The sequence below is a fragment of the Pseudomonas sp. TWI923 genome (assembly GCF_039673365.1).
In the GTDB taxonomy this organism is placed as follows: Bacteria; Pseudomonadota; Gammaproteobacteria; order Pseudomonadales; family Pseudomonadaceae; genus Aquipseudomonas; species Aquipseudomonas sichuanensis.
Genome location: NZ_JBDJLM010000001.1, coordinates 221371 through 243947, shown reverse-complemented (window position 1 = coordinate 243947; position 22577 = coordinate 221371). Strand labels below are relative to the sequence as shown.

General features: G+C 61.7%; 19 protein-coding genes. 2 read left to right on the top strand and 17 right to left on the bottom strand.

Going from position 1 to position 22577, the window contains the following annotated elements; genetic code table 11:
* Nucleotides 1-137: 137 nt before the first annotated feature.
* Nucleotides 138-1763 carry a methyl-accepting chemotaxis protein gene (locus tag ABE459_RS01045; RefSeq protein ID WP_323828199.1) on the bottom strand — a complete coding sequence of 542 codons (1626 nt, stop codon included), beginning with the start codon at nt 1761-1763 and terminating at the stop codon, nt 138-140.
* 93 nt (nt 1764-1856) lie between these two features.
* Nucleotides 1857-2873, bottom strand: a complete 1017-nt coding sequence (locus tag ABE459_RS01040; RefSeq protein ID WP_258642558.1) for an amidohydrolase — start codon at nt 2871-2873, stop codon at nt 1857-1859.
* A gap of 118 nt (nt 2874-2991) precedes the next feature.
* On the opposite strand from ABE459_RS01040, the gene ABE459_RS01035 reads away from it, so the two are divergent.
* Nucleotides 2992-3855, top strand: a complete 864-nt coding sequence (locus ABE459_RS01035) for a pirin family protein (protein ID WP_323828202.1) — start codon at nt 2992-2994, stop codon at nt 3853-3855.
* Nucleotides 3856-3967: 112 nt separating this feature from the next.
* Here ABE459_RS01035 and ABE459_RS01030 read toward each other — a convergent pair whose 3' ends face one another.
* The 4 genes from ABE459_RS01030 to ABE459_RS01015 form a co-directional block, all read right to left on the bottom strand.
* Nucleotides 3968-4693 carry a dienelactone hydrolase family protein gene (locus ABE459_RS01030; RefSeq protein WP_323828204.1) on the bottom strand — a complete coding sequence of 242 codons (726 nt, stop codon included), beginning with the start codon at nt 4691-4693 and terminating at the stop codon, nt 3968-3970.
* A 151-nt stretch (nt 4694-4844) separates the two neighbouring features.
* On the bottom strand, nt 4845-6752 hold the full coding sequence (htpG, locus tag ABE459_RS01025) for a molecular chaperone HtpG (protein WP_125464885.1): 1908 nt from the start codon (nt 6750-6752) through the stop codon (nt 4845-4847).
* Between the two features lie 107 nt (nt 6753-6859).
* Nucleotides 6860-7318 (bottom strand): PaaI family thioesterase, encoded by a 459-nt coding sequence (locus ABE459_RS01020; protein ID WP_110993984.1) that lies wholly within the window; start codon nt 7316-7318, stop codon nt 6860-6862.
* Nucleotides 7315-7791 (bottom strand): PaaI family thioesterase, encoded by a 477-nt coding sequence (locus tag ABE459_RS01015; RefSeq protein WP_125859461.1) that lies wholly within the window; start codon nt 7789-7791, stop codon nt 7315-7317. The genes ABE459_RS01020 and ABE459_RS01015 overlap by 4 nt, the downstream gene beginning before the upstream one ends.
* 136 nt (nt 7792-7927) lie before the next feature.
* Between ABE459_RS01015 and ABE459_RS01010 the strand changes: the two genes are divergently transcribed.
* Complete coding sequence (locus tag ABE459_RS01010) at nt 7928-8200, top strand: hypothetical protein (RefSeq protein ID WP_125464887.1); 273 nt, start codon at nt 7928-7930, stop codon at nt 8198-8200.
* Between the two features lie 67 nt (nt 8201-8267).
* Here the strand turns inward: ABE459_RS01010 and ABE459_RS01005 are convergent, their stop codons facing one another.
* From ABE459_RS01005 to sdhC, 11 genes are all read right to left on the bottom strand, one after another.
* A complete protein-coding gene (locus ABE459_RS01005) occupies nt 8268-9017 on the bottom strand; it encodes a DUF599 family protein (RefSeq protein WP_258642566.1) in 750 nt (249 codons plus the stop codon).
* 264 nt (nt 9018-9281) lie between these two features.
* Entirely contained in the window at nt 9282-10595 is a 1314-nt protein-coding gene (gene brnQ, locus ABE459_RS01000) for a branched-chain amino acid transport system II carrier protein (protein ID WP_125464889.1), read from the bottom strand.
* Between the two features lie 425 nt (nt 10596-11020).
* A complete protein-coding gene (sucD, locus tag ABE459_RS00995; protein ID WP_110993989.1) occupies nt 11021-11905 on the bottom strand; it encodes a succinate--CoA ligase subunit alpha in 885 nt (294 codons plus the stop codon).
* Nucleotides 11905-13071, bottom strand: coding sequence for an ADP-forming succinate--CoA ligase subunit beta (sucC, locus tag ABE459_RS00990; RefSeq protein ID WP_008091914.1), 1167 nt, complete (start codon nt 13069-13071; stop codon nt 11905-11907). The genes sucD and sucC overlap by 1 nt, the downstream gene beginning before the upstream one ends.
* 172 nt (nt 13072-13243) lie before the next feature.
* Nucleotides 13244-14680, bottom strand: a complete 1437-nt coding sequence (gene lpdA / locus ABE459_RS00985) for a dihydrolipoyl dehydrogenase (RefSeq protein ID WP_012273351.1) — start codon at nt 14678-14680, stop codon at nt 13244-13246.
* A 96-nt stretch (nt 14681-14776) separates the two neighbouring features.
* Nucleotides 14777-16000 (bottom strand): 2-oxoglutarate dehydrogenase complex dihydrolipoyllysine-residue succinyltransferase, encoded by a 1224-nt coding sequence (gene odhB / locus ABE459_RS00980; RefSeq protein ID WP_125464890.1) that lies wholly within the window; start codon nt 15998-16000, stop codon nt 14777-14779.
* Nucleotides 16001-16042: 42 nt separating this feature from the next.
* Complete coding sequence (locus ABE459_RS00975) at nt 16043-18874, bottom strand: 2-oxoglutarate dehydrogenase E1 component (RefSeq protein ID WP_110993991.1); 2832 nt, start codon at nt 18872-18874, stop codon at nt 16043-16045.
* 246 nt (nt 18875-19120) lie between these two features.
* On the bottom strand, nt 19121-19825 hold the full coding sequence (locus tag ABE459_RS00970) for a succinate dehydrogenase iron-sulfur subunit (protein ID WP_008091906.1): 705 nt from the start codon (nt 19823-19825) through the stop codon (nt 19121-19123).
* Nucleotides 19826-19836: 11 nt separating this feature from the next.
* Complete coding sequence (sdhA, locus tag ABE459_RS00965) at nt 19837-21609, bottom strand: succinate dehydrogenase flavoprotein subunit (protein ID WP_110993992.1); 1773 nt, start codon at nt 21607-21609, stop codon at nt 19837-19839.
* Between the two features lie 3 nt (nt 21610-21612).
* Nucleotides 21613-21981: a succinate dehydrogenase, hydrophobic membrane anchor protein gene (gene sdhD / locus ABE459_RS00960; RefSeq protein WP_110993993.1), complete on the bottom strand. Its 369-nt coding sequence runs from the start codon at nt 21979-21981 to the stop codon at nt 21613-21615.
* Nucleotides 21975-22361 (bottom strand): succinate dehydrogenase, cytochrome b556 subunit, encoded by a 387-nt coding sequence (sdhC, locus tag ABE459_RS00955; RefSeq protein WP_110993994.1) that lies wholly within the window; start codon nt 22359-22361, stop codon nt 21975-21977. The genes sdhD and sdhC overlap by 7 nt, the downstream gene beginning before the upstream one ends.
* Nucleotides 22362-22577 lie beyond the last annotated feature (216 nt).

The following is a 22577-nucleotide window of genomic DNA, read 5'->3' as shown; positions in this document are numbered from 1 at the left end:
CTCAAGCGCCTCCACAGCTACAACGGCTATGAAACGCCAGTAGCCATGGAGGAAAAGCTCAAGGCAGCGGTATGAACCTTAATCGGTGTCCAAAATTACTTGACCAGTTCAAGGCCGCTCCTACAAGGGTCCAGCCTTTAAACGGAAAACCGCTGCACCAGGGTGTTCAAGTCCACCGCCAGCCGCGATAGCGACTGGCTCGCCGCCGAGGTTTGCTCGGCGCCGGCTGAAGACTGATGCGCCAGGTCGCGAATGGTGGTCAGGTTACGGTCCACCTCCCGCGCTACCTGGGCCTGCTGCTCCGACGCACTGGCGATCACCAGGTTGCGCTCGTTGATCTGGCCGATGGCCCCGGCAATCGCTTCCAGCGCCGCACCAGCGGCATGGGCGCCATCGAGGGTCGAGCGGGCCCGCGCATCACTTTGCTGCATGCCCTGTACGGCACGTTCGGCACCGCCCTGGATAGCCACGATCATCTGCTCGATCTCGCGGGTCGAAGCCTGGGTGCGATGGGCCAGCGCCCGCACTTCGTCGGCCACCACGGCAAACCCGCGCCCGGCCTCGCCGGCCCGTGCAGCCTCGATGGCAGCGTTGAGCGCCAGCAGGTTGGTCTGCTCGGCGATCGACCCGATCACCTCCAGCACCTTGCTGATATCGTGCACCTGCTGGGCCAATTGGCCGACCTCTTCGGCATTGCCGGCAACGCCGCTGGCCAGCGCCTCAATGGCGGTGACCGTGGCCTGCACCTGTTCGCGGCCCTGGCGGGCGATGCGGTCGGACTCGGCAGAAGCCTCCGAGGTGGCCACGGCATTGCTCGCCACCTCCTCCACCGCCGCGGTCATCTGGTTGACCGCCGTGGCCGCCTGTTCGATCTCCAGGCTCTGCTGCTGCAGGCCGCGGGTGGCATCCTCGGTCACCGCGCTGAGCTCTTCGGAGGCCGACGCTAACTGACTGGCCGAGTCGGAAATCCGCCCGATGGTCTCGCGCAGGCTCTGCTGCATGCTTTTGAGCGCCGCCAGCAAGCGCGCCGGCTCGTCGTCGCCCTGCACGGCAATCTGCGGCGTCAGGTCGCCGGTGGCAACCGTTTCGGCCACTTTCAGCGACTGCCCGAGCGGGCGCACGATGCTGCGGGTCAGGGCCATGGCCAGCACCACGGTCAACGTCAGGGCCACCAACAGCAGCCCCATGACCCAGATCCGCGCGGCACTGTAGACCGACTCGGCCGTGCTGGTGGCCAGCCCGGCATGGTGAGTGTTCAGCGCGATCAATTCGTTGAGGCTGGCCGTCATCTGATCGGCGATCTGGTTGATCTCGCCATTGACCAGCGCCGCAGCCGCTTCGATGCGGCCATCGCTGGCCAACTGCACCACCTGGCCCTGCAAGGTCATGTACTGGCGTTCGAGGCCCAGGTAGCGGTCGAACAGGGTGCGCTCCTCCGGCAGCACGATCAGCGCCTCATAGCGCTGCTGGGCCTTGCTCAGGCCGGCCTTGATCTCCTCGATGCGGGCACGGTTCTGCTGCTGCGCCGTACTGTCGGTGTTGACCAGCAGGCGCAGGGTGAGCGCGCGAATGCGCAGCATGTCCTGGGTCATGCTGCCCACCGAGATGATGCTGGGCAGCCAGTTGTCGTCCACCTGCTCGGCCTGCTGACGCATGTTGGTCATCTGTTGCAGGGCGAAACCGCCCAGCGCCACCACCAGCAAGGCCATGATGCCAAAGCCGATCCCGGCGCGCGGGGCGATATTCAAGCGTCTGAGGCTCATTTCAGGATCCCTCCCAAAGGTATTGTTCCGTCGCTTAAAGAAGGTATCGGGCGGCTCGAAATTTGCGTAAGACAAAAACGCGATATCAAAACGCTACTTGTCCTGCTTTGCCGCCTTGGGTAGCACGGCAAGGAAATTGTCGCGTGCCACCTTGTTCGCGACCGCCTCCGGCAGGGCATCGAGAAACGGCTTGAAACCATGAAGCTGCTCGCCAAGGCTGTCGAAGCGCCCCACCAGGTCAGAGCCAAGCATGAACCGCTCAGGGAAGCGCTCTACCAGCTGCAGCCAGGCTTGGCGAGGCACGCCTTCGGCATCCAGCAAGTAAGGTTCGAGCACGCTCCAGGACAGGTCGACGTACAGATTGGGATAATCCTCGAGCAGCCGGGTCAGTACCGGCAAAAGAAAATCCATCTGCGTCTGGTGCCGGTGAATTTCCAGGCTGCTGCCCGCATGGGCCCAGATGAACCGGGTATGCGGGTGGTTACGCAGAGGCTCCTCGATTTCGGCCAGGTACAGTGGGTTGCGCTCGCGCTTGGACGTGATGTTGGAATGCAGCAGTACCGGCAGGTCGCGCTCGGCGGCCAGGTGGTAGATGCGGGTCATGGCCTCGTTGTTGGCCCGTGGCGTATCGCCGCTGGTCAACGCAGTGAGGTCATCGTGGCGGGTAAACACTTCGCCGATGCCCTGCCACAGCCCCGGATACAACTCGAGCATGCGTTCGATGTGGCTGACGGCGTTCTTGTCCACCGGGTTGAAACCGGTGAGGAACGGGTGGAAACGCCGCCGTTGCGCAGGCAGCAGCTTTGCCAGCGCCGCGGCCACGTACAGGTCGGTGGCGCTGTACCAATAGGCGTCGGCATCATCGCCCGCGTAGTAACGCGGGCGCTTGGGCTCATCCTCATGCCATTTCTTGGCCACCGGGATACCAGAAATCATCGACTGCTCGACCCCGGCCGCGTCCATGGCCTTGAGCAGCGCCGGCATGCCCTCGGTTTCCTGGAAGAAGTCCACGTAGTGCAGGTGGGCATCGCTGTAACGATAGTCGCGGGCCTGGGCCGACGGATACAGGCATCCGTAGAGCAGCAGGCCGGCGAGGATGCGCGCGATCATCGTCGCCTCCTTTGCGAGGTATGGAAAGGGTAGACCGACCGGCCGCTTCGGCGGTTCAGCGCCAGCCCGCGAACCGCTATGCTTGGGGCAGTTCCCCTGCCCACTCCGGAGTATCCCCATGAGCAGCCCCTTGGTCATCCGCCCCCGCGCTGAATCGGTCGAGGGCCAGCCGATCCTGCGCCCGCTGCCCTCGGCCCAATGCCGCAGCGTCGGGCCATTCGTGTTCTTCGACCATATGCTCGAGACCGACTACGCCCCGGGCAGCGGCATGGATATCCGCCAGCATCCGCATATCGGCCTGTCGACCCTTACCTACCTGTTCGAGGGCGAGATTCAGCACAAGGACAGCCTTGGCTCGGACCAACGTGTGCGGCCAGGGGATGTGAGCTGGATGACAGCGCGAGGCGGCGTGGCCCATGTCGAGCGCACACCTGCCGATCTGCTGGCCAAGGGTTCACGGCTGCACGGGCTGCAGGTGTGGCTGGCGTCGCCCCGCCAGCACGAACAGGGCATGCCGAGCTACAGCCATCATCCGGCGGCGAGCCTGCCAGTCAGTGACAGCCTTGGGGTGCAGATCCGCATGATCGCCGGCAATGGTTTTTGCCTGGAGTCGCCAGTGCCGGTGCTCTCCCCTACCCTGTATGCCCACGTGCACATGCAATCGGCAACGACGCTGGTGGTGCCCGACGAACATGCCCAGCGGGCACTGTATCTGCTGGACGGTGAGCTGTTCATGAACGGCGAGCAGGTCGAGGTCTGCAGCATGATCGTGCTGCAGGAAGGGGAAGAGGTGACGCTGTATGCCGAGGAAGAATGCCAGTTGGTGCTGATTGGCGGCGAACCACTGGATGGGCCGCGGCGGATGAACTGGAATTTCGTGGCCAGTGACCCGGAGTTGATCGAGCAAGCGCGAGCGCGCTGGGCGGCGGGAGATTGGCCGGTGGTGCCTGGGGAAAACGGACGGATCGAATTGCCGCGTTGATGCGGGGCCGCTTTGCGGCCCTTCGCGGGTAAACCCGCTCCCACAGAAGGTCACGAGATCCCTGTGGGAGCGGGTTTACCCGCGAAGGGCTGCGCAGCAGCCCCTTTTACATTCAACCGCGGAACACTTCGCTGAGCAGGTTATGCATCGAGCGGAATGCCCGCTCCGACGTGCGTCGGTCGTACTGCATCTTGCCCGGCACATTGGCATTCGGGTCGGTGAACGAGTGCACCGCACCGCCGTAGCTGAGCAACTGCCAGTCGACCTTGGCGGCATTCATCTCGTCTTCGAAGGCCGGCAACTGTTCTTTCGGCACCAGTGGGTCGGATGCACCGTGCAGCACCAGCACAGCGCCTTTGATGCGCTTGGCGTCCGCCGGGTTCGGCGTATCCAGCGTGCCGTGGAACGACACGGCCGCCTTCAGATCGGCACCGGTGCGCGCCAGTTCCAAGGCGCAGCAACCACCGAAGCAGAAGCCGAAGGTAGCCACCTTGCCCGGCTCCAGCAGGGCCTTGGACTGGCCCAGCAACTGCGCCAGGGCTTCCTGCATGCGCTTGCGCAGCTCGGCGCGATCGTTCTTCAGCGGCATCATCGCCGCCCCGGCTTCATCGGCATTGGACGGCCGCACCGATTGCCCATAAAGGTCGGCAATCAACACCACATAGCCCTGCTCCGCCACTTCCTTGGCGATGCGCTCGGCACCTTCGCCAATCCCCATCCAGTTCGGCGCCATCACCAGGCCCGGCTGCGGCAGTGCGCCGGGGGCATAGACCAGGCGGCTTTCATAGGTCTTGCCCGACAGGTGATAAACCAGCGACTCGACGATGACCTTGCTCATTCAACACTCCTTGGCATTCACGGTTGTGCGAATTCTAGACCCTTTCACTCTTTTCGCGGGGCAAGTCGCATCGGCGCACCGCCGCTCCCACGGTTGGGTATTTACGCATGAATAAAAAAGCCCGCCGAAGCGGGCTTTTCTGTGCATCAACTCAAGCAGACAGCTCGACCAGCAGCTTGTTGAGGCGTCGGACATAAGCCGCCGGGTCCTTCAGGCTGTCACCGGCCGCCAGTGCCGCCTGGTCGAACAGGATGTGCGACAGCTCGGCGAAGCGGTCTTCGCTCTGCTCGCCATCGAGCTTCTCGATCAGCGGGTGGCTTGGGTTGAACTCGAAGATCGGCTTGGAATCCGGCACCTTCTGCCCGCTGGCCTCGAGGATCTGGCGCATCTGCAGGCCCAGGTCCTGCTCGCCGATGGCGAGGATCGCCGGCGAGTCGGTCAGGCGGTGCGAAACACGCACTTCGGCAACGCTGTCACCCAGCGCGCCCTTGAGGCGCTCGACCAGGCCTTCTTTGTCCTTGGCCACTTCTTCCTGGGCTTTCTTGTCCTCTTCGGAGTCCAGCTTGCCCAGGTCCAGGTCGCCACGGGCGACATCGACGAAAGCCTTGCCTTCGAACTCGCTGAGGTAGCTCATCAGCCACTCGTCGATACGGTCGGTGAGCAGCAGCACTTCGATGCCTTTCTTACGGAAGACTTCCAGGTGCGGGCTGTTCTTGACCTGGGCGTAGGATTCGCCGGTGAGGAAGTAGATCTTGTCCTGGCCTTCCTTGGCGCGAGCCAGGTAGTCAGCCAGGGCGACGCTCTGCTCGCCACTGTCATCGTGGGTCGAGGCAAAGCGCAGCAGGCCGGCGATCTTCTCTTTGTTGGCGAAGTCTTCGGCCGGGCCTTCCTTCAGCACCTGGCCAAAGTTCTTCCAGAAGCCCTTGTACTGCTCGGGTTCGTTCTTGGCCAGCTTCTCCAGCATGTCCAGCACGCGCTTGGTCAGCGCGGTCTTCATCGAATCGATGATCGGATCCTTCTGCAGGATCTCGCGGGAGACGTTCAGCGACAGGTCGTTGGAATCGACCACGCCTTTGATGAAACGCAGGTACAGCGGCAGGAACGACTCGGCCTGGTCCATGATGAACACGCGCTGTACATAGAGCTTCAGGCCGCGTGGCGCTTCGCGCTGGTACAGGTCGAACGGTGCGCGGCCCGGCACGTACAGCAGCGAGCTGTACTCGAGCTTGCCTTCGACCTTGTTGTGGCTCCAGGCCAGCGGGTTCTCGAAGTCATGGCCGATGTGCTTGTAGAACTCCTGGTATTCCTCGTCTTTCACCTCGGTGCGCGAACGGGTCCACAGGGCGCTGGCGCGGTTGACGGTTTCCCATTCCTGCGCCGGTTGCTCTTCACCCTCGGCGGCTTCGGCCTGCTCCTTGGGCAGCTCGATCGGCAGGGCGATATGGTCGGAGTACTTCTTGACGATGTTGCGCAGGCGCCAGCCATCGGCGAACTCGTCTTCACCACTTTTCAGGTGCAGGACGATGCGGGTGCCGCGCTGCGGCTTGTCGACAGTGGCGACTTCGAACTCGCCCTCGCCCTTGGACGACCAGTGCACGCCTTCGGCGGCCGGCAGGCCGGCACGGCGGCTGAATACGTCGACTTTGTCGGCGACGATGAATGCCGAGTAGAAGCCCACGCCGAACTGACCGATCAGGTGCGAGTCTTTCTTCTGGTCACCGGTGAGGTTCTTCATGAAGTCGGCAGTGCCAGACTTGGCGATGGTACCCAGGTGCGCGATGACGTCTTCGCGGCTCATGCCGATACCGTTGTCCTCGAGGGTCACGGTGTTGGCGGCCTTGTCGAAGCTCACGCGGATCTTAAGGTCAGCGTCGCCCTCGAGCAGTTCAGGCTTGGCCAGGGCTTCGAAGCGCAGCTTGTCGGCAGCGTCGGAGGCGTTGGAAATCAGCTCGCGGAGGAAGATTTCCTTGTTCGAATACAGGGAATGAATCATGAGGTGCAGCAGTTGCTTGACCTCGGTCTGGAAGCCCAGGGTTTCTTTTTGAGTCTCCACACTCATCGTCTTCAAACTCCAATCTGTTGGTAGGTGACGCCTGGCGACCCCGTGGGCCTGCATTTCTTGGCGGATGTTCAGCAGATGGGGGCTTGCCCGACCATTTCAAGGGGCTATTCGAGCGGTTTCTCGGGTTCGATCTTGAAGTGCGCACGGGCGGTGGCGATTGGCGTGTCACGGTCGGCCTGCCAGGCGGTGATGGCGACGTTGGTCACACGCCGGCCCTGGCGCCACAGCTGGCACTGGGCGAAAGTGTCGCGGTAGTGCCCGGCACGCAGGTAGTCGATGGAAAAATCGATGATTTTCGGGATGCTCGCGCTTTCGCTGTAGATCAGCAGGTACAGCGCCGCAGACAGCTCCATGAAGCCGGCGATGACGCCACCGTGGATGGCCGGCAGTAGCGGGTTGCCGATGTTGTTCTCGCAGGCGGGCAGGCGGAACAACAGGTCGTCGCCCTGGCGCTCGCACTCGATGCCGATCAGCCCCGCATAGGGAATCAACGCCAGCAACGGGCGGTAATCGCCACGGGCATGGGCTTCATTCAACTGCTGGCGAGTGCCTGCGGGGATCATTGGCGTGGCTCCTTGAGGCTGTTGCCGAAGCGGATGCCGCCCTTGATGTCCTGGCCCAGGCGCATGAAGGTGCCGACCACCTGGCAGATCGGCTGCGACGGGTCGTCCTGGTAGGCACTGCCACGGGTAAAGATCACGTCGCGGGTGACTCGGTAGCACTGGGCATGGCCATAGATGTCCTTGCCGGCTTCGGCCGGGTGCATGTAGTCGATGCGCAGGTCCAGCGTTGGGCACACCTCGAAACGCGGCAGCGCACATAAAGTCGCCATGCCGCAGGTGGTGTCCATCAGCGTGGTCAGCGCACCGCCATGCACCGCGCCGTTCTGCGGATTGCCGACAATCGCCGGCGACCAGGGCAGCACCAGGGTCATGCCTTGGGCATCGGCATGCTGCACGCGCATCTGCAATAGCTGGCAGTGTTTCAAGGCCGAGAGAAATCGCTCGGCCATGGCCATCAATGGCGTATCGTTCATACACCCTCGCTGCATAAAATCAGTGAAAAGTCTATATAGGCCAGGCAGTTATATATCTTTAACATTCGTGGAACTTATCCGCCCGCGGTGAACTCTTAGGAACAAGTAAAGTTATTCCACCCAGGAGAGACACCCCATGCGTAAACCTTTTGCTTTTGCTCTGATGCTGGCCGCTGCCATGGGCCTGGCTGCTTGCGATAAAGCGAGCGAAGACAAAGCCCAGGACGCACAGCAACACGCCGAGCAAGCCCAGGAAAAGATGGGCGAAGCTCAGGATAAGATGAACGAAGCCGCCAAGGAAAACGCCGAAGCCGCCAAAGATCAGGCCGAAGCGCAACAGAAAGCCGCCGAAGAAGCTGCCCCGGCTACTCCGGCTGCCCCAGCGCCGAGCGAGCCTGCCAAGCAGTAATTGGCCAAAACAAAAAAACCCGACAATGTCGGGTTTTTTTGTGCCTGTTGATTCTAGATGAAACGCTTCAGTTGTTGATTACCGAAGTTTCCTTGCCCGCCTCTACCGCTGCACTTTGAGTGGGCGTGAACACCATCACTTCAAGCACGTGGGAGTGGAACTCGCGGCGATAAAGAATGAACACCACCCCGACACTCATGACCATGAACAGCCACGGGCTGATGAACCAGCTCAACATGGCCATGCCGAAGTAGTAGGAACGCAGTCCGAGGTTGAACTGGTTGGCCGCCAGGGATAACACCCGCGCCGCTCGCGACGCGAAGGCATTGCGCTCCAGTTCACTCACCTGGCGCTCGCCGATCATCGGTGCCGACCCCACCAGCACCGCAGCGAAGTTGTACTGGCGCATGCACCAGCTGAAGGTGAAGAAGGCGTAGACGAACACCATCGCCAGGCACAACAGCTTGATCTCCGACATCCCCTGGGAGGCCTGCTGTACCAGCGGCAGGTCGGCCAACAACGACAGCGCCCGGTCCGAGGCACCGAGCACGGTGAGGATGCCGGCGAGAATGATCAGGGTACTGGAAGCAAAGAACGATGCATTGCGCTCCAGGTTGCCAATCACGCTGGCGTCGGCGATGCGGTTGTCGCGCAGCAGCATGCGGCGCATCCAGTCTTCGCGGTACAAGTGCAGCACGCTGGCCAGGCATGCCGTGTCGCGGCCCTTCCATAGCGCATAGCGGGTGTAACCGCCCCAACAGATGGCGAACCAGCACACGGCCAGCAGATTGCCGAGGTTGTTTTGGATGAAGCTCATGCAGATACCCGCACAGAAAAGAGGTAGACCGGCTTTCGACGCCTGGATTCGGCAAAAGGCACGCGGCAGGCAAAAAATCGCGGGCAAGCCCGCTCCCACGCTCCGGGACTGTGACGCAAACGTGGGAGCGGGCTTGCCCCGCGATAGTGTAGGGACAGGCAATAAAAAACCCCGCGCCTTCACAGGCAGCGGGGTTTTCGGTTTTCACCTGCGGCTGGCACCCTGTTGGCTTGTGGCCGGTGCCAGCCCTCAGGCTTCAACGCATCAGGCCAGCACTTCGCGCGGCTTGCCGAGCATGCGGTCACAGGCCACGGCAACGCCGAGGGTGACCACCGAAGGCACCAGCCAGGCCAGGCCCTGCTCGCTCAGCGGCAGGTGGGCCATGGCGTCCGGCAGCATGTGCGCCAGGCTGCTGCCCTTGATCGCATCGACCATGCCGAACAGCAGCGACACCAGCATCACCGGTGCCAGGATGCGCACCGGCGAGTTCCACAGCTCTTTGACGAAGCTCAGGCCCACCACCACGATGCACGGCGGGTAGATCGCGGTGAGTACCGGGATCGAGAACATGATCAGCTTGGTCAGGCCGAGGTTGGAGATCAGCAGCGAGAAGCCCGCCAGGATAACCACCAGGGCGCGGTACGACAGCGGCAGGATCTGGCTGAAGTACTCGGCGCAGGCGCAGGTCAGGCCAACCGCGGTCACCAGGCAGGCCAGGGCGATCAGCACGGCGAGGAAGCCGCTGCCCAGGGAGCCGAAGGTGTGCTGCACATAGGCATGCAGAACGGCCGCACCGTTGGTGGCGCCGGCGGCGATTTCATGGCTGCCCGCGCCCAGGCGGAACAGGCTGATGTACACCAGCGCCAGGCCCACACCGGCGATCAGGCCGGCGATGATGGCGTAGCGGGTGATCAGCTTCGGCGAGTCCACGCCGCGCGAACGGATGGCATTGACGATGACGATGCCGAAGACCAGCGCACCGAGGGTGTCCATGGTCAGGTAGCCGTTGATGAAGCCCTGGGAAAACGGCGCGGCAACGTATTGCGGCTGTGCTTCACCGATGGTGCCTGCCGGCAGCATGAACGCGGCAATGCCGAGGGCGGCCAGGGCGATGATCTTCAGCGGGGCGAGGAAGCGGCCGACGGTATCGAGCAGCTTGCCCGGATACATCGACACAGCCAGCACCACGAGGAAATACACCAGGCTGTAGATGAACAACGCCAGCGGGCTTTCACCGGTCAGCGGGGCCACGCCCACCTCGAACGAGACGGTCGCGGTGCGCGGGGTGGCGAACAGCGGGCCGACCGAGAGGTAGCACACGGCCGCCAGCAGGCCACCGAAGAACTTGCCGATCGGGCTGCTCAGGGCGTCCATGCCGCCACCGACCTTGGCCAGGGCGACCACGGTGATGACCGGCAGGCCTACCGCGGTGACAAGGAAGCCCAGTGCCGCCATCCACACGTGTGGACCGGACTGCAAGCCAACGATGGGCGGGAAGATGATATTGCCGGCGCCAACAAAAAGCGCAAACGTCATAAAGCCAAGCGCCAGGATATCCTGGCCTTTTAACACTTTCATTTAAGGTAGTACCACACTGCTGAAATCGGGGTTCGTGAGGGAATTTCCCCATGAATGAGGGAAATGTTGCCCGGCTTGATGAGCCAGACCCGTTTAGCGTGTCGTTCCCTTTTGGGGCACGGGCACAGAGTGAACGCGTAGGGTAACCGTTTTACCCACTAAACGCACTGCAACGGTGCTGCTTGTCCGATGTGCGTATGTGTTTGTCGTCTGGATGACTCTGTGACGGCAGAAATTTTGTCAGGCATCTAGCGCGTTGTCTGTGCGAAAAAACCTATGAAACCGATCAGCGCAATCGGCATCGCCTTGGTAATGACTGTAATACGCCCAGAGGGTCTTCAGGATGCCGAGCAAACGTCCCACCCAGAAACGACAAAGGCCACCCGAGGGTGGCCTTTGTGCGCGTGGGGGGTACTACGTGTTACTTACTTCTTGGCTTCCCAGCCAGTCAGCTCGGCCAGGGCCTTGCCGATGTCAGCCAGGGAACGCACGGTCTTCACACCAGCGTCCTGCAGCGCGGCGAATTTCTCGTCCGCAGTGCCCTTGCCGCCGGAAATGATGGCGCCAGCGTGGCCCATACGCTTGCCCGCAGGAGCGGTCACACCAGCGATGTAGGAAACCACTGGCTTGGTCACGTGAGCCTTGATGTAGGCCGCGGCTTCTTCTTCAGCCGAACCGCCGATCTCACCGATCATGACGATCGCTTCGGTCTTCGGGTCTTCCTGGAACAGCTTCAGGATGTCGATGAAGTTGGAGCCTGGGATCGGGTCACCGCCGATGCCGACGCAGGTCGACTGGCCGAAACCGGCGTCGGTGGTCTGCTTGACAGCTTCGTAGGTCAGGGTGCCGGAACGCGACACGATACCGACCTTGCCTGGCAGGTGGATGTGGCCTGGCATGATGCCGATCTTGCACTCGCCCGGAGTGATGACACCTGGGCAGTTAGGGCCGATCAGGGTAACGCCCAGCTCGTCGCACTTGACCTTGGCGTCCAGCATGTCGAGGGTAGGGATACCCTCGGTGATGCAGACGATCAGCTTGATGCCGCCGAAGGCAGCTTCCAGGATCGAGTCTTTGCAGAACGGAGCCGGAACGTAGATCACCGAAGCGTCAGCGCCGGTAGCTTGTACGGCTTCCTTGACGGTGTTGAACACCGGCAGGCCCAGGTGGGTGGTGCCACCCTTGCCTGGGGTTACGCCGCCGACCATCTTGGTGCCGTAGGCGATGGCCTGTTCGGAGTGGAAAGTACCCTGCGAGCCGGTGAAGCCCTGGCAGATGACTTTGGTGTCTTTATTGATCAGGACGCTCATTACTTGCCCTCCGCAGCTTTTACAACTTGTTGAGCAGCGTCGGTCAGGCTGGTTGCCGCAATGATGTTCAAACCGCTTTCTGCCAGTACTTTAGCGCCCAGTTCAGCGTTGTTGCCTTCGAGGCGAACGACGACCGGAACTTTAACGCCGACTTCTTTCACTGCACCGATGATGCCTTCGGCAATCATGTCGCAGCGAACGATGCCGCCGAAGATGTTGACCAGAACGGCCGCGACATTGCTGTCGGACAGAATGATCTTGAACGCTTCGGTAACGCGCTCTTTGGTGGCACCGCCGCCAACGTCGAGGAAGTTGGCTGGTTTGCCGCCGTGCAGGTTGACGATGTCCATGGTACCCATGGCCAGGCCGGCACCGTTGACCATGCAGCCGATGTTGCCTTCCAGCGCGACGTAGTTCAGCTCGAAGCTGGCTGCGTGGGCTTCACGAGGATCGTCCTGGGACGGGTCGTGGAAGGTTTTCAGCTTAGGCTGACGGTACATGGCGTTTGCGTCGATATTGATCTTCGCATCCAGGCAGTGCAGGTCGCCGTCGGCCTTGATGACCAGCGGGTTGACTTCCAGCAGGGCCAGGTCGTGTTCTTTGAACAGCTTGGCCAGGCCTACGAAAATCTTGGCGAACTGTGCAACTTGCTTGCCTTCCAGACCCAGCTGGAAGGCCAGTTCACGACCCTGGAACGGCTGAGCGCCGACCAGCGGATCGATAGTCGCCTTGATGATCTTCTCAGGAGTTTCGTGAGCGACCTTCTCGATGTCCACGCCACCTTCGGTGGAAGCCATGAACACGATGCGGCGGCTCGAGCGATCGACTACAGCGCCCAGGTACAGCTCTTTGGCGATGTCAGTGCAGGATTCGACCAGGATCTTGGTCACTGGCTGACCGTTGGCGTCGGTCTGGTAGGTCACCAGACGCTTGCCCAGCCACTGGGCAGCGAACGCCTTGGCGTCTTCCTTGCTGCGAACCAGCTTGACGCCGCCCGCTTTACCGCGACCACCCGCGTGAACCTGGGCCTTAACAACCCACTCGGAACCGCCGATCTTGTCGCAGGCTTCTGCTGCAGCTTCAGGGGTGTCGACTGCGAAACCCTTGGAAACTGGCAGGCCGTATTCAGCGAACAGCTGCTTACCCTGATACTCGTGAAGATTCATGCTTTTTACCGTCTTCGTTAGGTACTGCGCTTCGGCGCTGCGCCATTACTGGCGCCGCACCACCTGTGACCGTTGACCCCGGGTTTTCCCGTGTGATCCGGTCCGGCGGACGTTCCGCGGTGAGTCTTGCACGCAAGACCCACGACGGGCAGCCCGCCGTGGTTTCTTATAATTAACGCTTCTTACGGTTGGCGACGTGAATGGCACCGCCATTCACTGCCAGCGCTGCTTCATGCAGCGCTTCGGACAGGGTTGGATGGCTGAAGACCATCATGCCCAGATCCTCGGCACTGGTGCCGAATTCCATTGCGATCGCGCCCTGCTGAACCAGCTCGGCAGCGGACGGGCCGATCACGTGCACACCCAGTACGCGGTCGGTCTTGGCATCGGCGATGACCTTGACGAAACCACCGGTGTCGTTGGCTGCCATCGCACGGCCGCTGGCCGCGAACGGGAAGGTGCCCACGTTAACCTCAACGCCTTCGGCTTTCAACGCCTGTTCGGTCTTGCCGACCCACGCGATTTCCGGGTGGGTGTAGATAACCGACGGGATCAGGTCGTAGTTCATCTGGGCTTTATGGCCCTTGATGCGCTCGACGACCATGATGCCCTCTTCCGAGGCCTTGTGGGCCAGCATCATGCCGCGAACCACGTCACCGATGGCGAATACGCCCGGTACGCTGGTGGCGCAGTGATCGTCGACGAAGATGTAGCCACGCTCGTCGATGGTCACGCCGCTGTCGGCGGCCAGCAGGTCGGTGGTCACCGGACGACGGCCGACCGCGACGATCAGCTTGTCGAAGGTGATCTTCTGCTCGCCTTCGGCGTTGGTGTAGGTCACTTCGACTTCGTTGCCGTTGACTTTCGAGCCGGTCACGCGAGCGCCCAGCTTGATGTCCAGGCCTTGCTTGGTCAGGGTCTTCTGGGCTTCTTTCGACACGGCGGTGTCGGCAGCCATCAGGAAGGTGTCCAGGGCTTCCAGTACGGTGACTTCAGCACCCAGGCGAGCCCAGACCGAACCCAGCTCCAGGCCGATCACGCCAGCACCGATAACGCCCAGGCGTTTCGGAACGGTCTGGAATTCCAGGGCGCCGGTGGAGTCGACGATGACGTTCTGGTCGACCGGAGCCGGCGGAATGTCGATCGGACGCGAGCCGGAAGCCAGGATCACGTTCTCGGCTTCGATGACTTCGGTGGTGCCGTCAGCCTTGGTGACTTCGACTTTCTTGCCAGCCAGCAGCTTGCCGTGGCCCTGGATCGAAGTAACGCCGTTGGCCTTGAACAGGGTGGCAACACCGCCGGTCAGGTTCTTGACGATACCGGCCTTGCGGCCAACCATCGCAGCGACGTCCATCTTCACTTCGCCAGTGGAGATACCGTGGACGTTGAAGCTCTCTTTGGCTTCCTTGTACTTCCAGGAGCTGTCCAGCAGCGCCTTGGAAGGAATGCAACCTACGTTCAGGCAGGTGCCGCCCAGGGCCAGCTTGCCCTCGGCGTCGGTGTACTTTTCGATACAGGCAGTCTTCAGACCGAGTTGGGCAGCCTTGATGGCAGCTACATAGCCGCCAGGACCTGCACCAATCACCACTACGTCGAATTTCTGGGTCATAAAAGATTCCTTTTTAGCTTCAAGCGGCAAGCTGCAAGCTGCAAGACCGCCAGGCTTCTACTTGAAGCGTGCGGCTTGCGGCTTGCAGCTGCGCGATTAGATGTCCAGCAGCAGGCGAGACGGATCTTCCAGCAGGTTCTTGATGGTTACCAGGAAGGTTACCGCTTCCTTGCCGTCGATCAGGCGGTGATCGTAGGACAGCGCCAGGTACATCATCGGGCGGATTACCACCTGGCCGTTGATGGCCATCGGACGCTGGATGATGTTGTGCATGCCGAGAATGGCAGCCTGTGGCGGGTTGACGATCGGGGTCGACATCATCGAGCCGAAGGTACCACCGTTGGTGATGGTGAAGGTACCGCCGGTCATCTCTTCGATCGACAGTTTGCCGTCACGGGCTTTCTTGCCGAAGGTGGCGATGCCGTTCTCGATTTCTGCCAGGCTCATCGACTCGGCGTTACGCAGAACCGGAACCACCAGGCCGCGGTCGCTGGAGACGGCAACGCCGACGTCAGCAAAACCGTGGTAGACGATGTCGTTGCCGTCGATCGAGGCGTTGACTGCCGGGAAGCGCTTCAGCGCTTCGGTAGCGGCCTTGACGAAGAACGACATGAAGCCCAGGCGTACGCCGTTGTGGGTCTTCTCGAACAGGTCCTTGTACTTCGAACGCAGGGCCATGACTTCGGTCATGTCGACTTCGTTGAAGGTGGTCAGCATGGCCATGTTCGACTGGGCTTCGACCAGACGCTCGGCGATCTTGGCGCGCAGGCGGGTCATCGGCACGCGCTTCTCGGTGCGGTCGCCAGCGGCAACTACAACAGCGGCGGCAGCGGCAGCAGGCTTGGCAGCAGGAGCTGCGGCAGGAGCCGACTTCTTGTTGGCAACGGCTGCAACCACGTCTTCCTTGGTGATGCGACCGCCTTTGCCGGTGCCGGCAACGGCAGCCAGGTCGATGCCGTTCTCTTCAGCCAGCTTGCGCGCGGCTGGAGCGGCGACCGGGTCGTCTTCGCCAGCGTCGGCGGCAGCGGCAGCCGGGGCAGCGGCCGGGGCAGCGGCGGCGGCAGGCGCAGCGGCAGCAGCGCCGCCTTCAACGATCGAACCCAGCACTTCGTCGGACAGGACGGTGTCGCCCTCGCCCTTGACGATGGCGCCCAGCACGCCGTCGGCGGTGGCCAGCACTTCCAGGACGACCTTGTCGGTCTCGATGTCGACGATCAGCTCGTCACGCTTGACGGCGTCGCCCGGCTGTTTGTGCCAGGTGGCAACGGTGCCATCGGCAACCGATTCCGGGAAGGTTGGGGCTTTGATCTCGATAGCCATTATCTGTGTTTCCTTAAATTCGGTTTCAGGTGCGCGAAGGCGTTAGACAGTGAAGGCGTCTTGCAGCAGTTTTTCCTGCTGTTCGGCGTGCTTCGAAGCGTAACCACAGGCTGGCGCGGCAGAAGCGTCGCGGCCGGCGTATTCCAGGACCAGTGCCTTGTTGTGGCGACCCAGGATACGGCGCATGTGGTGCTGGCTGCTGTACCAGGCGCCCTGGTTCATCGGCTCTTCCTGACACCACACTGCATGCTTGAGGTTGGTGTAAGGCGCGAGGATTTCGATCAGGTCGTCCTCAGGGAACGGATACAGCTGCTCGATACGCACGATGGCGATGTCTTCGCGGCCTTCGGCACGGCGTTTTTCCAGCAGGTCGTAGTAGACCTTGCCGCTGCACAGGATCAGGCGTTCGACCTTGGCCGGATCGAGGGTGTCGATTTCCGGGATCACGGTCTGGAACGAGCCTTCTGCCAGGTCTTCCAAGGTCGAGATGGCCAGCTTGTGGCGCAGCAGCGACTTCGGCGTCAGGACGATCAGCGGCTTGCGCAGCGGACGGATGACCTGGCGACGCAGCAGGTGATAGATCTGTGCCGGGGTGGTCGGTACGCAGACCTGGATGTTGTGCTCGGCGCACAGCTGCAGGTAACGCTCCAGACGCGCGGAGGAGTGCTCCGGGCCCTGCCCTTCATAACCGTGCGGCAGCAGCATGGTCAGACCGCACAGGCGGCCCCACTTGTGCTCGCCGCTGGTGATGAACTGGTCGATCACCACTTGCGCACCGTTGGCGAAGTCGCCGAACTGGGCTTCCCAGATCACCAGCGCGTTCGGCGTGGTGGTCGAGTAGCCGTATTCGAAGGCCAGTACCGCTTCTTCCGACAGGAAGGAGTCGTACAGCTCGAACTTCGGCTGGCCCGGGAACAGGTTCTGCAGCGGTACGTAGGTGCTGGCGTCCTTCTGGTTGTGCAGCACCGCGTGACGGTGCGAGAAGGTGCCACGGCCGATGTCCTGGCCGGTCATGCGGATCGGGTGACCTTCGAACTGCAGGGTGGCGTAGGCCATGGTCTCTGCATAACCCCAGTTGATCGGCAAGCCACCGGCCTGCATCTTCTGACGGTCTTCGTAGATCTTCGACACCTGACGCTGAACAACGAAACCTTCCGGCAGCTCGAGCAGCTTGGCCGACAGGTCCTGCAGGGTCTTGAGGTCGAAACGGGTGTCGTGACGCGCGGTCCAGGCGTGGCCCAGGTAAGGACGCCAGTCGACGAACAGCTCGCGGTTCGGCTCCTTGACCAGGCTTTTCACCACGTGCAGGCCGTTGTCCAGGGCGTTGCGGTATTCGTCGATCTTGGCCTGAGCACGCTCGGCGTCGATACGGCCGGCGCTGATCAACTGATCGGCATACAGCTCGCGGGTGGTGCGCTGCTTGGTGATCTGCTGGTACATCAGCGGCTGGGTGCCGTTCGGCTCGTCAGCCTCGTTGTGGCCGCGACGACGGTAGCAGACCAGGTCGATGACCACGTCACGCTTGAACTGCATGCGGTAGTCGATGGCCAGCTGGGTCACGAACAGCACGGCTTCCGGGTCATCACCGTTCACGTGCAGGATCGGCGCCTGGATCATCTTGGCGACGTCGGTGCAGTACTCGGTGGAACGCGAGTCCAGCGGGTTGCTGATGGTGAAACCAACCTGGTTGTTGATCACGATGTGCACGGTACCGCCGGTCTTGAAACCGCGGGTCTGCGACATCTGGAAGGTTTCCAGCACCACGCCTTGGCCGGCGAATGCGGCGTCACCGTGGATCGAGATCGGCAGTACCTTGTCACCGACCGTGTCGTTGCGACGGTCCTGACGGGCACGCACAGAACCTTCCACCACTGGCGAGACGATTTCCAGGTGGGAAGGGTTGAACGCCATGGCCAGGTGGACTTCGCCACCCGGGGTCATCACGTTGGAGGAGAAGCCCTGGTGATACTTCACGTCACCGGAGCCCAGCTCGTTCATCTTCTTGCCTTCAAACTCGTCGAACAGCTCGCGCGGGTTCTTGCCGAAGGTGTTGACGAGCACGTTCAGGCGGCCACGGTGGGCCATGCCGATCACGACTTCCTTGGTGCCGTACGAGCCGGAACGCTGGATCATCTCGTCGAGCATCGGGATCAGGCTTTCGCCGCCTTCCAGACCGAAGCGCTTGGTGCCTGGGTACTTGGTGCCCAGGTACTTCTCCAGGCCCTCACCGGCCGTGACGCGCTCGAGCAGGTGTGCCTGCACGTCGGCGGAGAATTCAGGACGGCCACGCACGCTTTCCAGACGCTGCTGGAACCAGCTGCGCTGCTCGGAATCGACGATGTGGGTGAACTCGGCGCCAATGGTGCGACAATATGTCTTCTGCAGCGCTTCGAAGATTTCGCGTAGGCTCGCTTCCTCTTTGCCGAAGAACAGGTCGCCGGCACGGAAGGTCGTATCAAGATCGGCATTGGTCAAGCCGTAGTGATTGATCGACAGGTCTACGGGCGCAGGACGCTGCCACAACCCCAACGGGTCGAGCTTGGCAGCCTGATGGCCGCGCATACGATAGGCCTGGATCAGTCGCAGCACTTCAACCTGCTTCTTCTCGTGTTCACTGCTCACGCTCCCGGCGGAAACCGGTTGGGCGCGGCGCTGGTTCTTTGCCAGCAGTACGAAATGGTCGCGGATTGTCGAGTGCGATACATCGGTAGCGGTGCTGCCGTCGGCGGGCAACTTCTGGAAGTAAGTGCGCCACTCTTCTGGCACAGCGTTAGGGTCGTGCAGGTAGAGCTCATAAAGCTCTTCCACATATGCAGCGTTACCACCTGAAAGGTGGGCGCTATCCCACATGCGCTGCATCACGCTTTCTTGCATGCTTGGTCACCCTCGGTTAGGGGACTGATCGGCGAGAGCCACAGCAAACCTGGAAAAGTCCGAACACAGCGACTGAACCACGCCACTTGGATCTTGCTGATTTTCCGGGTACCAGCCCGGAAAGCCCCTGCTGGTCTCATATCTTCATAGGTAATGGGCGCGGGCTTTGTGGGCCCTTGCCCGAGTTTTACCTCAGTGCGGGCTCACCACCCGCACCTCGGCTTACTGCAGGTACAACGCTTTGAATCAGGTGCCGCTTTGCAGCAGCATGTTACGTACGTGGCCGATTGCCTTGGTCGGGTTCAGACCCTTGGGGCAAACGTTCACGCAGTTCATGATCCCGCGGCAGCGGAATACGCTGAACGGGTCATCCAGGGACGCCAGGCGCTCCTGAGTCTTGGTGTCGCGGCTGTCGGCCAGGAAACGGTAGGCCTGCAGCAGTGCGGCGGGGCCCAGGAACTTGTCCGGGTTCCACCAGAACGATGGGCAGGAGGTCGAGCAGCAGGCGCACAGAATGCACTCGTACAGACCGTCCAGCTTGTCACGCTCTTCCGGCGACTGCAGACGCTCGATGGCCGGAGCCGGGGTGTCGTTCTGCAGGAATGGCTTCACCTTCTCGTACTGCTTGTAGAAGATGCTCATATCGACCACCAGGTCACGAATGACCGGCAGGCCTGGCAGCGGACGCAGCACCAGCTTGTTGCCCTTGACCACGCCCGACAGCGGGGTGATGCAGGCCAGGCCGTTCTTGCCGTTCATGTTCATGCCATCGGAACCGCACACGCCTTCACGGCAGGAGCGACGGTACGAGAAGCCCTCGTCCTTTTCCTTGATCAGTGCCAGCACGTCCAGAACCATCAGGTCCTTGCCGCCGGTATCGACGTCGAACGACTCCATCTTGGGCGCCGAGTCGGTGTCGGGGTTGTAGCGGTAAACTTCGACTTTCAACATAGCAGCCACCCTTAGTAAGTCCGGATTTTTGGCTCGAAGGCCGGAACGGTCTTCGGCGCAAAGTTGACGCCACGCTTGGCAACGCGCTTCTCACCCGGGTAGTACAGGGTGTGGCACAGCCAGTTCTCGTCGTCACGGTCTTCGAAGTCTTCACGGGCGTGCGCGCCGCGAGACTCTTTACGGGCTTCGGCCGCAATGGCGGTAGCTTCGGCAACTTCCAGCAGGTTCTGCAGCTCCAGCGCTTCGATACGCGCGGTGTTGAAGGCCTGGGACTTGTCGTTGATCTTGACGTTGGCGATGCGGTCACGCAGACCGGCCAACTGCTCGATACCCTTCTGCATGTATTCGCCGGTACGGAATACACCGAAGTAGTTCTGCATGCAGCTCTGCAGCTCGCGCTTCAGGCTGGCAACGTCTTCACCGGTAGTGCGCTCGTTGAGCTTGCTCAGACGGTTCAGGGCAACGTCGACGTCAGTGTCGCTGGCATCGCGGTACTCGACGCCATCGCTCAGGGCTTTTTCCAGGTGCAGGCCGGCAGCACGGCCGAACACCACCAGGTCGAGCAGCGAGTTGCCGCCCAGGCGGTTGGCACCGTGAACCGATACGCACGCCACTTCGCCTACGGCGAACAGGCCCGGAATGATGTGGTCCTTGCCTTCGGCGTCCATGGTGATGGCCTGGCCATGAATGTTGGTGGCAACGCCACCCATCATGTAGTGGCAGGTCGGGATGACCGGCACCGGCGCGACCACAGGGTCGACGTGGGCGAAGGTCTTGGACAGTTCGCAGATACCTGGCAGGCGGCTGTGCAGCACTTCCTCGCCCAGGTGGTCCAGTTTCAGCAGTACGTGGTCCTTGTTCGGGCCCACGCCGTTGCCGGCGATGATCTCTTTGACCATGGAACGGGCAACCACGTCGCGGCCAGCCAGGTCCTTCGCGTTCGGCGCGTAACGCTCCATGAAGCGCTCGCCGTGGGCGTTGATCAGGTAGCCACCTTCACCACGGCAGCCTTCGGTAACCAGTACACCGGCGCCGGCGATACCGGTCGGGTGGAACTGCCACATCTCGATGTCCTGCACCGGCACACCGGCACGCAGGGCCATGCCGATACCGTCACCGGTGTTGATCAGGGCGTTGGTGGTGGAGGCGTAGATACGGCCCGCACCGCCCGTGGCCAGTACGGTGGCCTTGGACTTGATGTACATGGTTTCGCCGGTTTCGATGCAGATCGCGATCACACCGACGAAGGCGCCGTCCTGGTTCTTCACCAGGTCTACGGCGTAGTACTCATTAAGGAAGGTGGTGCCTGCTTTCAGGTTGCCCTGGTACAGGGTGTGCAGCAGCGCGTGACCGGTACGGTCGGAAGCTGCGCAGGTACGGGCGGCCTGGCCACCTTTACCGAAGTCCTTGGACTGGCCACCGAACGGACGCTGGTAGATGCGGCCGGTTTCGGTACGCGAGAACGGCAGACCCATGTGGTCGAGCTCGAAGACCGCAGCCGGGCCTTCCTGACACATGTATTCGATCGCGTCCTGGTCACCGATGTAGTCGGAGCCCTTGACGGTGTCGTACATGTGCCAGCGCCAGTCGTCGTTCGGGTCGGCCGAAGCGATGGCGCAGGTGATGCCGCCCTGGGCGGAAACGGTGTGCGAACGGGTCGGGAACACCTTGGTGACTACGGCAGTCTTGTGGCCGCCTTGAGCCAGTTGCAGCGCTGCGCGCATGCCTGCGCCGCCGCCACCGATGATGATGGCGTCGAACGAAATGGTTGGAATGTTAGCCATGAATCAGATACCCCAGAGAATCTGCACACCCCAGACGAAGTACGCGAACATCGCAACGCCGCATACAGCCTGGAACAGGAAACGGATCGCAGTCGCCGACTTGCCGAACGCCATCGGCGTCAGGTAGTCGGTGGCAATGGTCCACATGCCGACCCAGGCGTGAGCGCCCAGAGCGACGAGTGCCAGCAGACTGAAGATGCGCATCGCGTTGTTGGTGAACAGACCGTGCCACTGGGCATAGTCGATCCCTGGGTGAACGGCGAGGTAGCCGATCAGGAAGATGAAATAAGCCGCGAGAACGACCGCCGAGACGCGCTGCGCCATCCAGTCGTAGAGGCCCGAACGCGAGAGGTTCGTGACGTTAGTTACCATACCCAAACTCCTGCCAGAACGATCAGCACCACGGAGATGACGATCACGATTTTCGAGCCCAGCTTGCCGCCTTCCAGCGTCTCACCGACACCCATGTCCATGATCAGGTGGCGCACACCTGCGACGAGGTGGTACAGCAGGCCGGACAGCAGGCCCCAGGTCACCAGTTTGGCCAGCGGACTGGTCAGACACGCCTTCACCTCGGCAAAGCCTTCCTCGGAACCCAGCGAATTGCCCAATGCGTACAGCATGATGGCAATGCCGAGGAACAGGATGACGCCGGAAATACGGTGAAGAATGGACGTGTATGCGGTGATCGGGAGTTTGATGGTCCTTAGGTCTAGGTTTACAGGTCGTTGGCTTTTCACGGCTTTTTTCACACTGAAGAGCCCCTAGCGAACAGGGCAAAGTTGTTGGTAAGTGTACTGGTCAGGTACCCACCACCCAGGAGAGCACGACACCCAGCAGGGCAGGCTTGAAAGCCTCTGGGAGTCGGCTGCCGAGTATAGACAGTTAGGCTGCTTATGACAACGCAAGGGACTCGCCCGAATAGCGCATTGCCTTTAGTGAACAAAAGGCGTAAACGGGCGAGAATT

Excerpts from the sequence above, each read along its gene's own strand:
- ABE459_RS01045 (WP_323828199.1), bottom strand. The coding sequence starts at position 1,763 with ATGAGCCTCAGACGCTTGAATATCGCCCCGCGCGCCGGGATCGGCTTT.
- ABE459_RS01040 (WP_258642558.1), bottom strand. The coding sequence starts at position 2,873 with ATGATCGCGCGCATCCTCGCCGGCCTGCTGCTCTACGGATGCCTGTAT.
- ABE459_RS01035 (WP_323828202.1), top strand. The coding sequence starts at position 2,992 with ATGAGCAGCCCCTTGGTCATCCGCCCCCGCGCTGAATCGGTCGAGGGC.
- ABE459_RS01030 (WP_323828204.1), bottom strand. The coding sequence starts at position 4,693 with ATGAGCAAGGTCATCGTCGAGTCGCTGGTTTATCACCTGTCGGGCAAG.
- htpG (WP_125464885.1), bottom strand. The coding sequence starts at position 6,752 with ATGAGTGTGGAGACTCAAAAAGAAACCCTGGGCTTCCAGACCGAGGTC.
- ABE459_RS01020 (WP_110993984.1), bottom strand. The coding sequence starts at position 7,318 with ATGATCCCCGCAGGCACTCGCCAGCAGTTGAATGAAGCCCATGCCCGT.
- ABE459_RS01015 (WP_125859461.1), bottom strand. The coding sequence starts at position 7,791 with ATGAACGATACGCCATTGATGGCCATGGCCGAGCGATTTCTCTCGGCC.
- ABE459_RS01010 (WP_125464887.1), top strand. The coding sequence starts at position 7,928 with ATGCGTAAACCTTTTGCTTTTGCTCTGATGCTGGCCGCTGCCATGGGC.
- ABE459_RS01005 (WP_258642566.1), bottom strand. The coding sequence starts at position 9,017 with ATGAGCTTCATCCAAAACAACCTCGGCAATCTGCTGGCCGTGTGCTGG.
- brnQ (WP_125464889.1), bottom strand. The coding sequence starts at position 10,595 with ATGAAAGTGTTAAAAGGCCAGGATATCCTGGCGCTTGGCTTTATGACG.
- sucD (WP_110993989.1), bottom strand. The coding sequence starts at position 11,905 with ATGAGCGTCCTGATCAATAAAGACACCAAAGTCATCTGCCAGGGCTTC.
- sucC (WP_008091914.1), bottom strand. The coding sequence starts at position 13,071 with ATGAATCTTCACGAGTATCAGGGTAAGCAGCTGTTCGCTGAATACGGC.
- lpdA (WP_012273351.1), bottom strand. The coding sequence starts at position 14,680 with ATGACCCAGAAATTCGACGTAGTGGTGATTGGTGCAGGTCCTGGCGGC.
- odhB (WP_125464890.1), bottom strand. The coding sequence starts at position 16,000 with ATGGCTATCGAGATCAAAGCCCCAACCTTCCCGGAATCGGTTGCCGAT.
- ABE459_RS00975 (WP_110993991.1), bottom strand. The coding sequence starts at position 18,874 with ATGCAAGAAAGCGTGATGCAGCGCATGTGGGATAGCGCCCACCTTTCA.
- ABE459_RS00970 (WP_008091906.1), bottom strand. The coding sequence starts at position 19,825 with ATGTTGAAAGTCGAAGTTTACCGCTACAACCCCGACACCGACTCGGCG.
- sdhA (WP_110993992.1), bottom strand. The coding sequence starts at position 21,609 with ATGGCTAACATTCCAACCATTTCGTTCGACGCCATCATCATCGGTGGC.
- sdhD (WP_110993993.1), bottom strand. The coding sequence starts at position 21,981 with ATGGTAACTAACGTCACGAACCTCTCGCGTTCGGGCCTCTACGACTGG.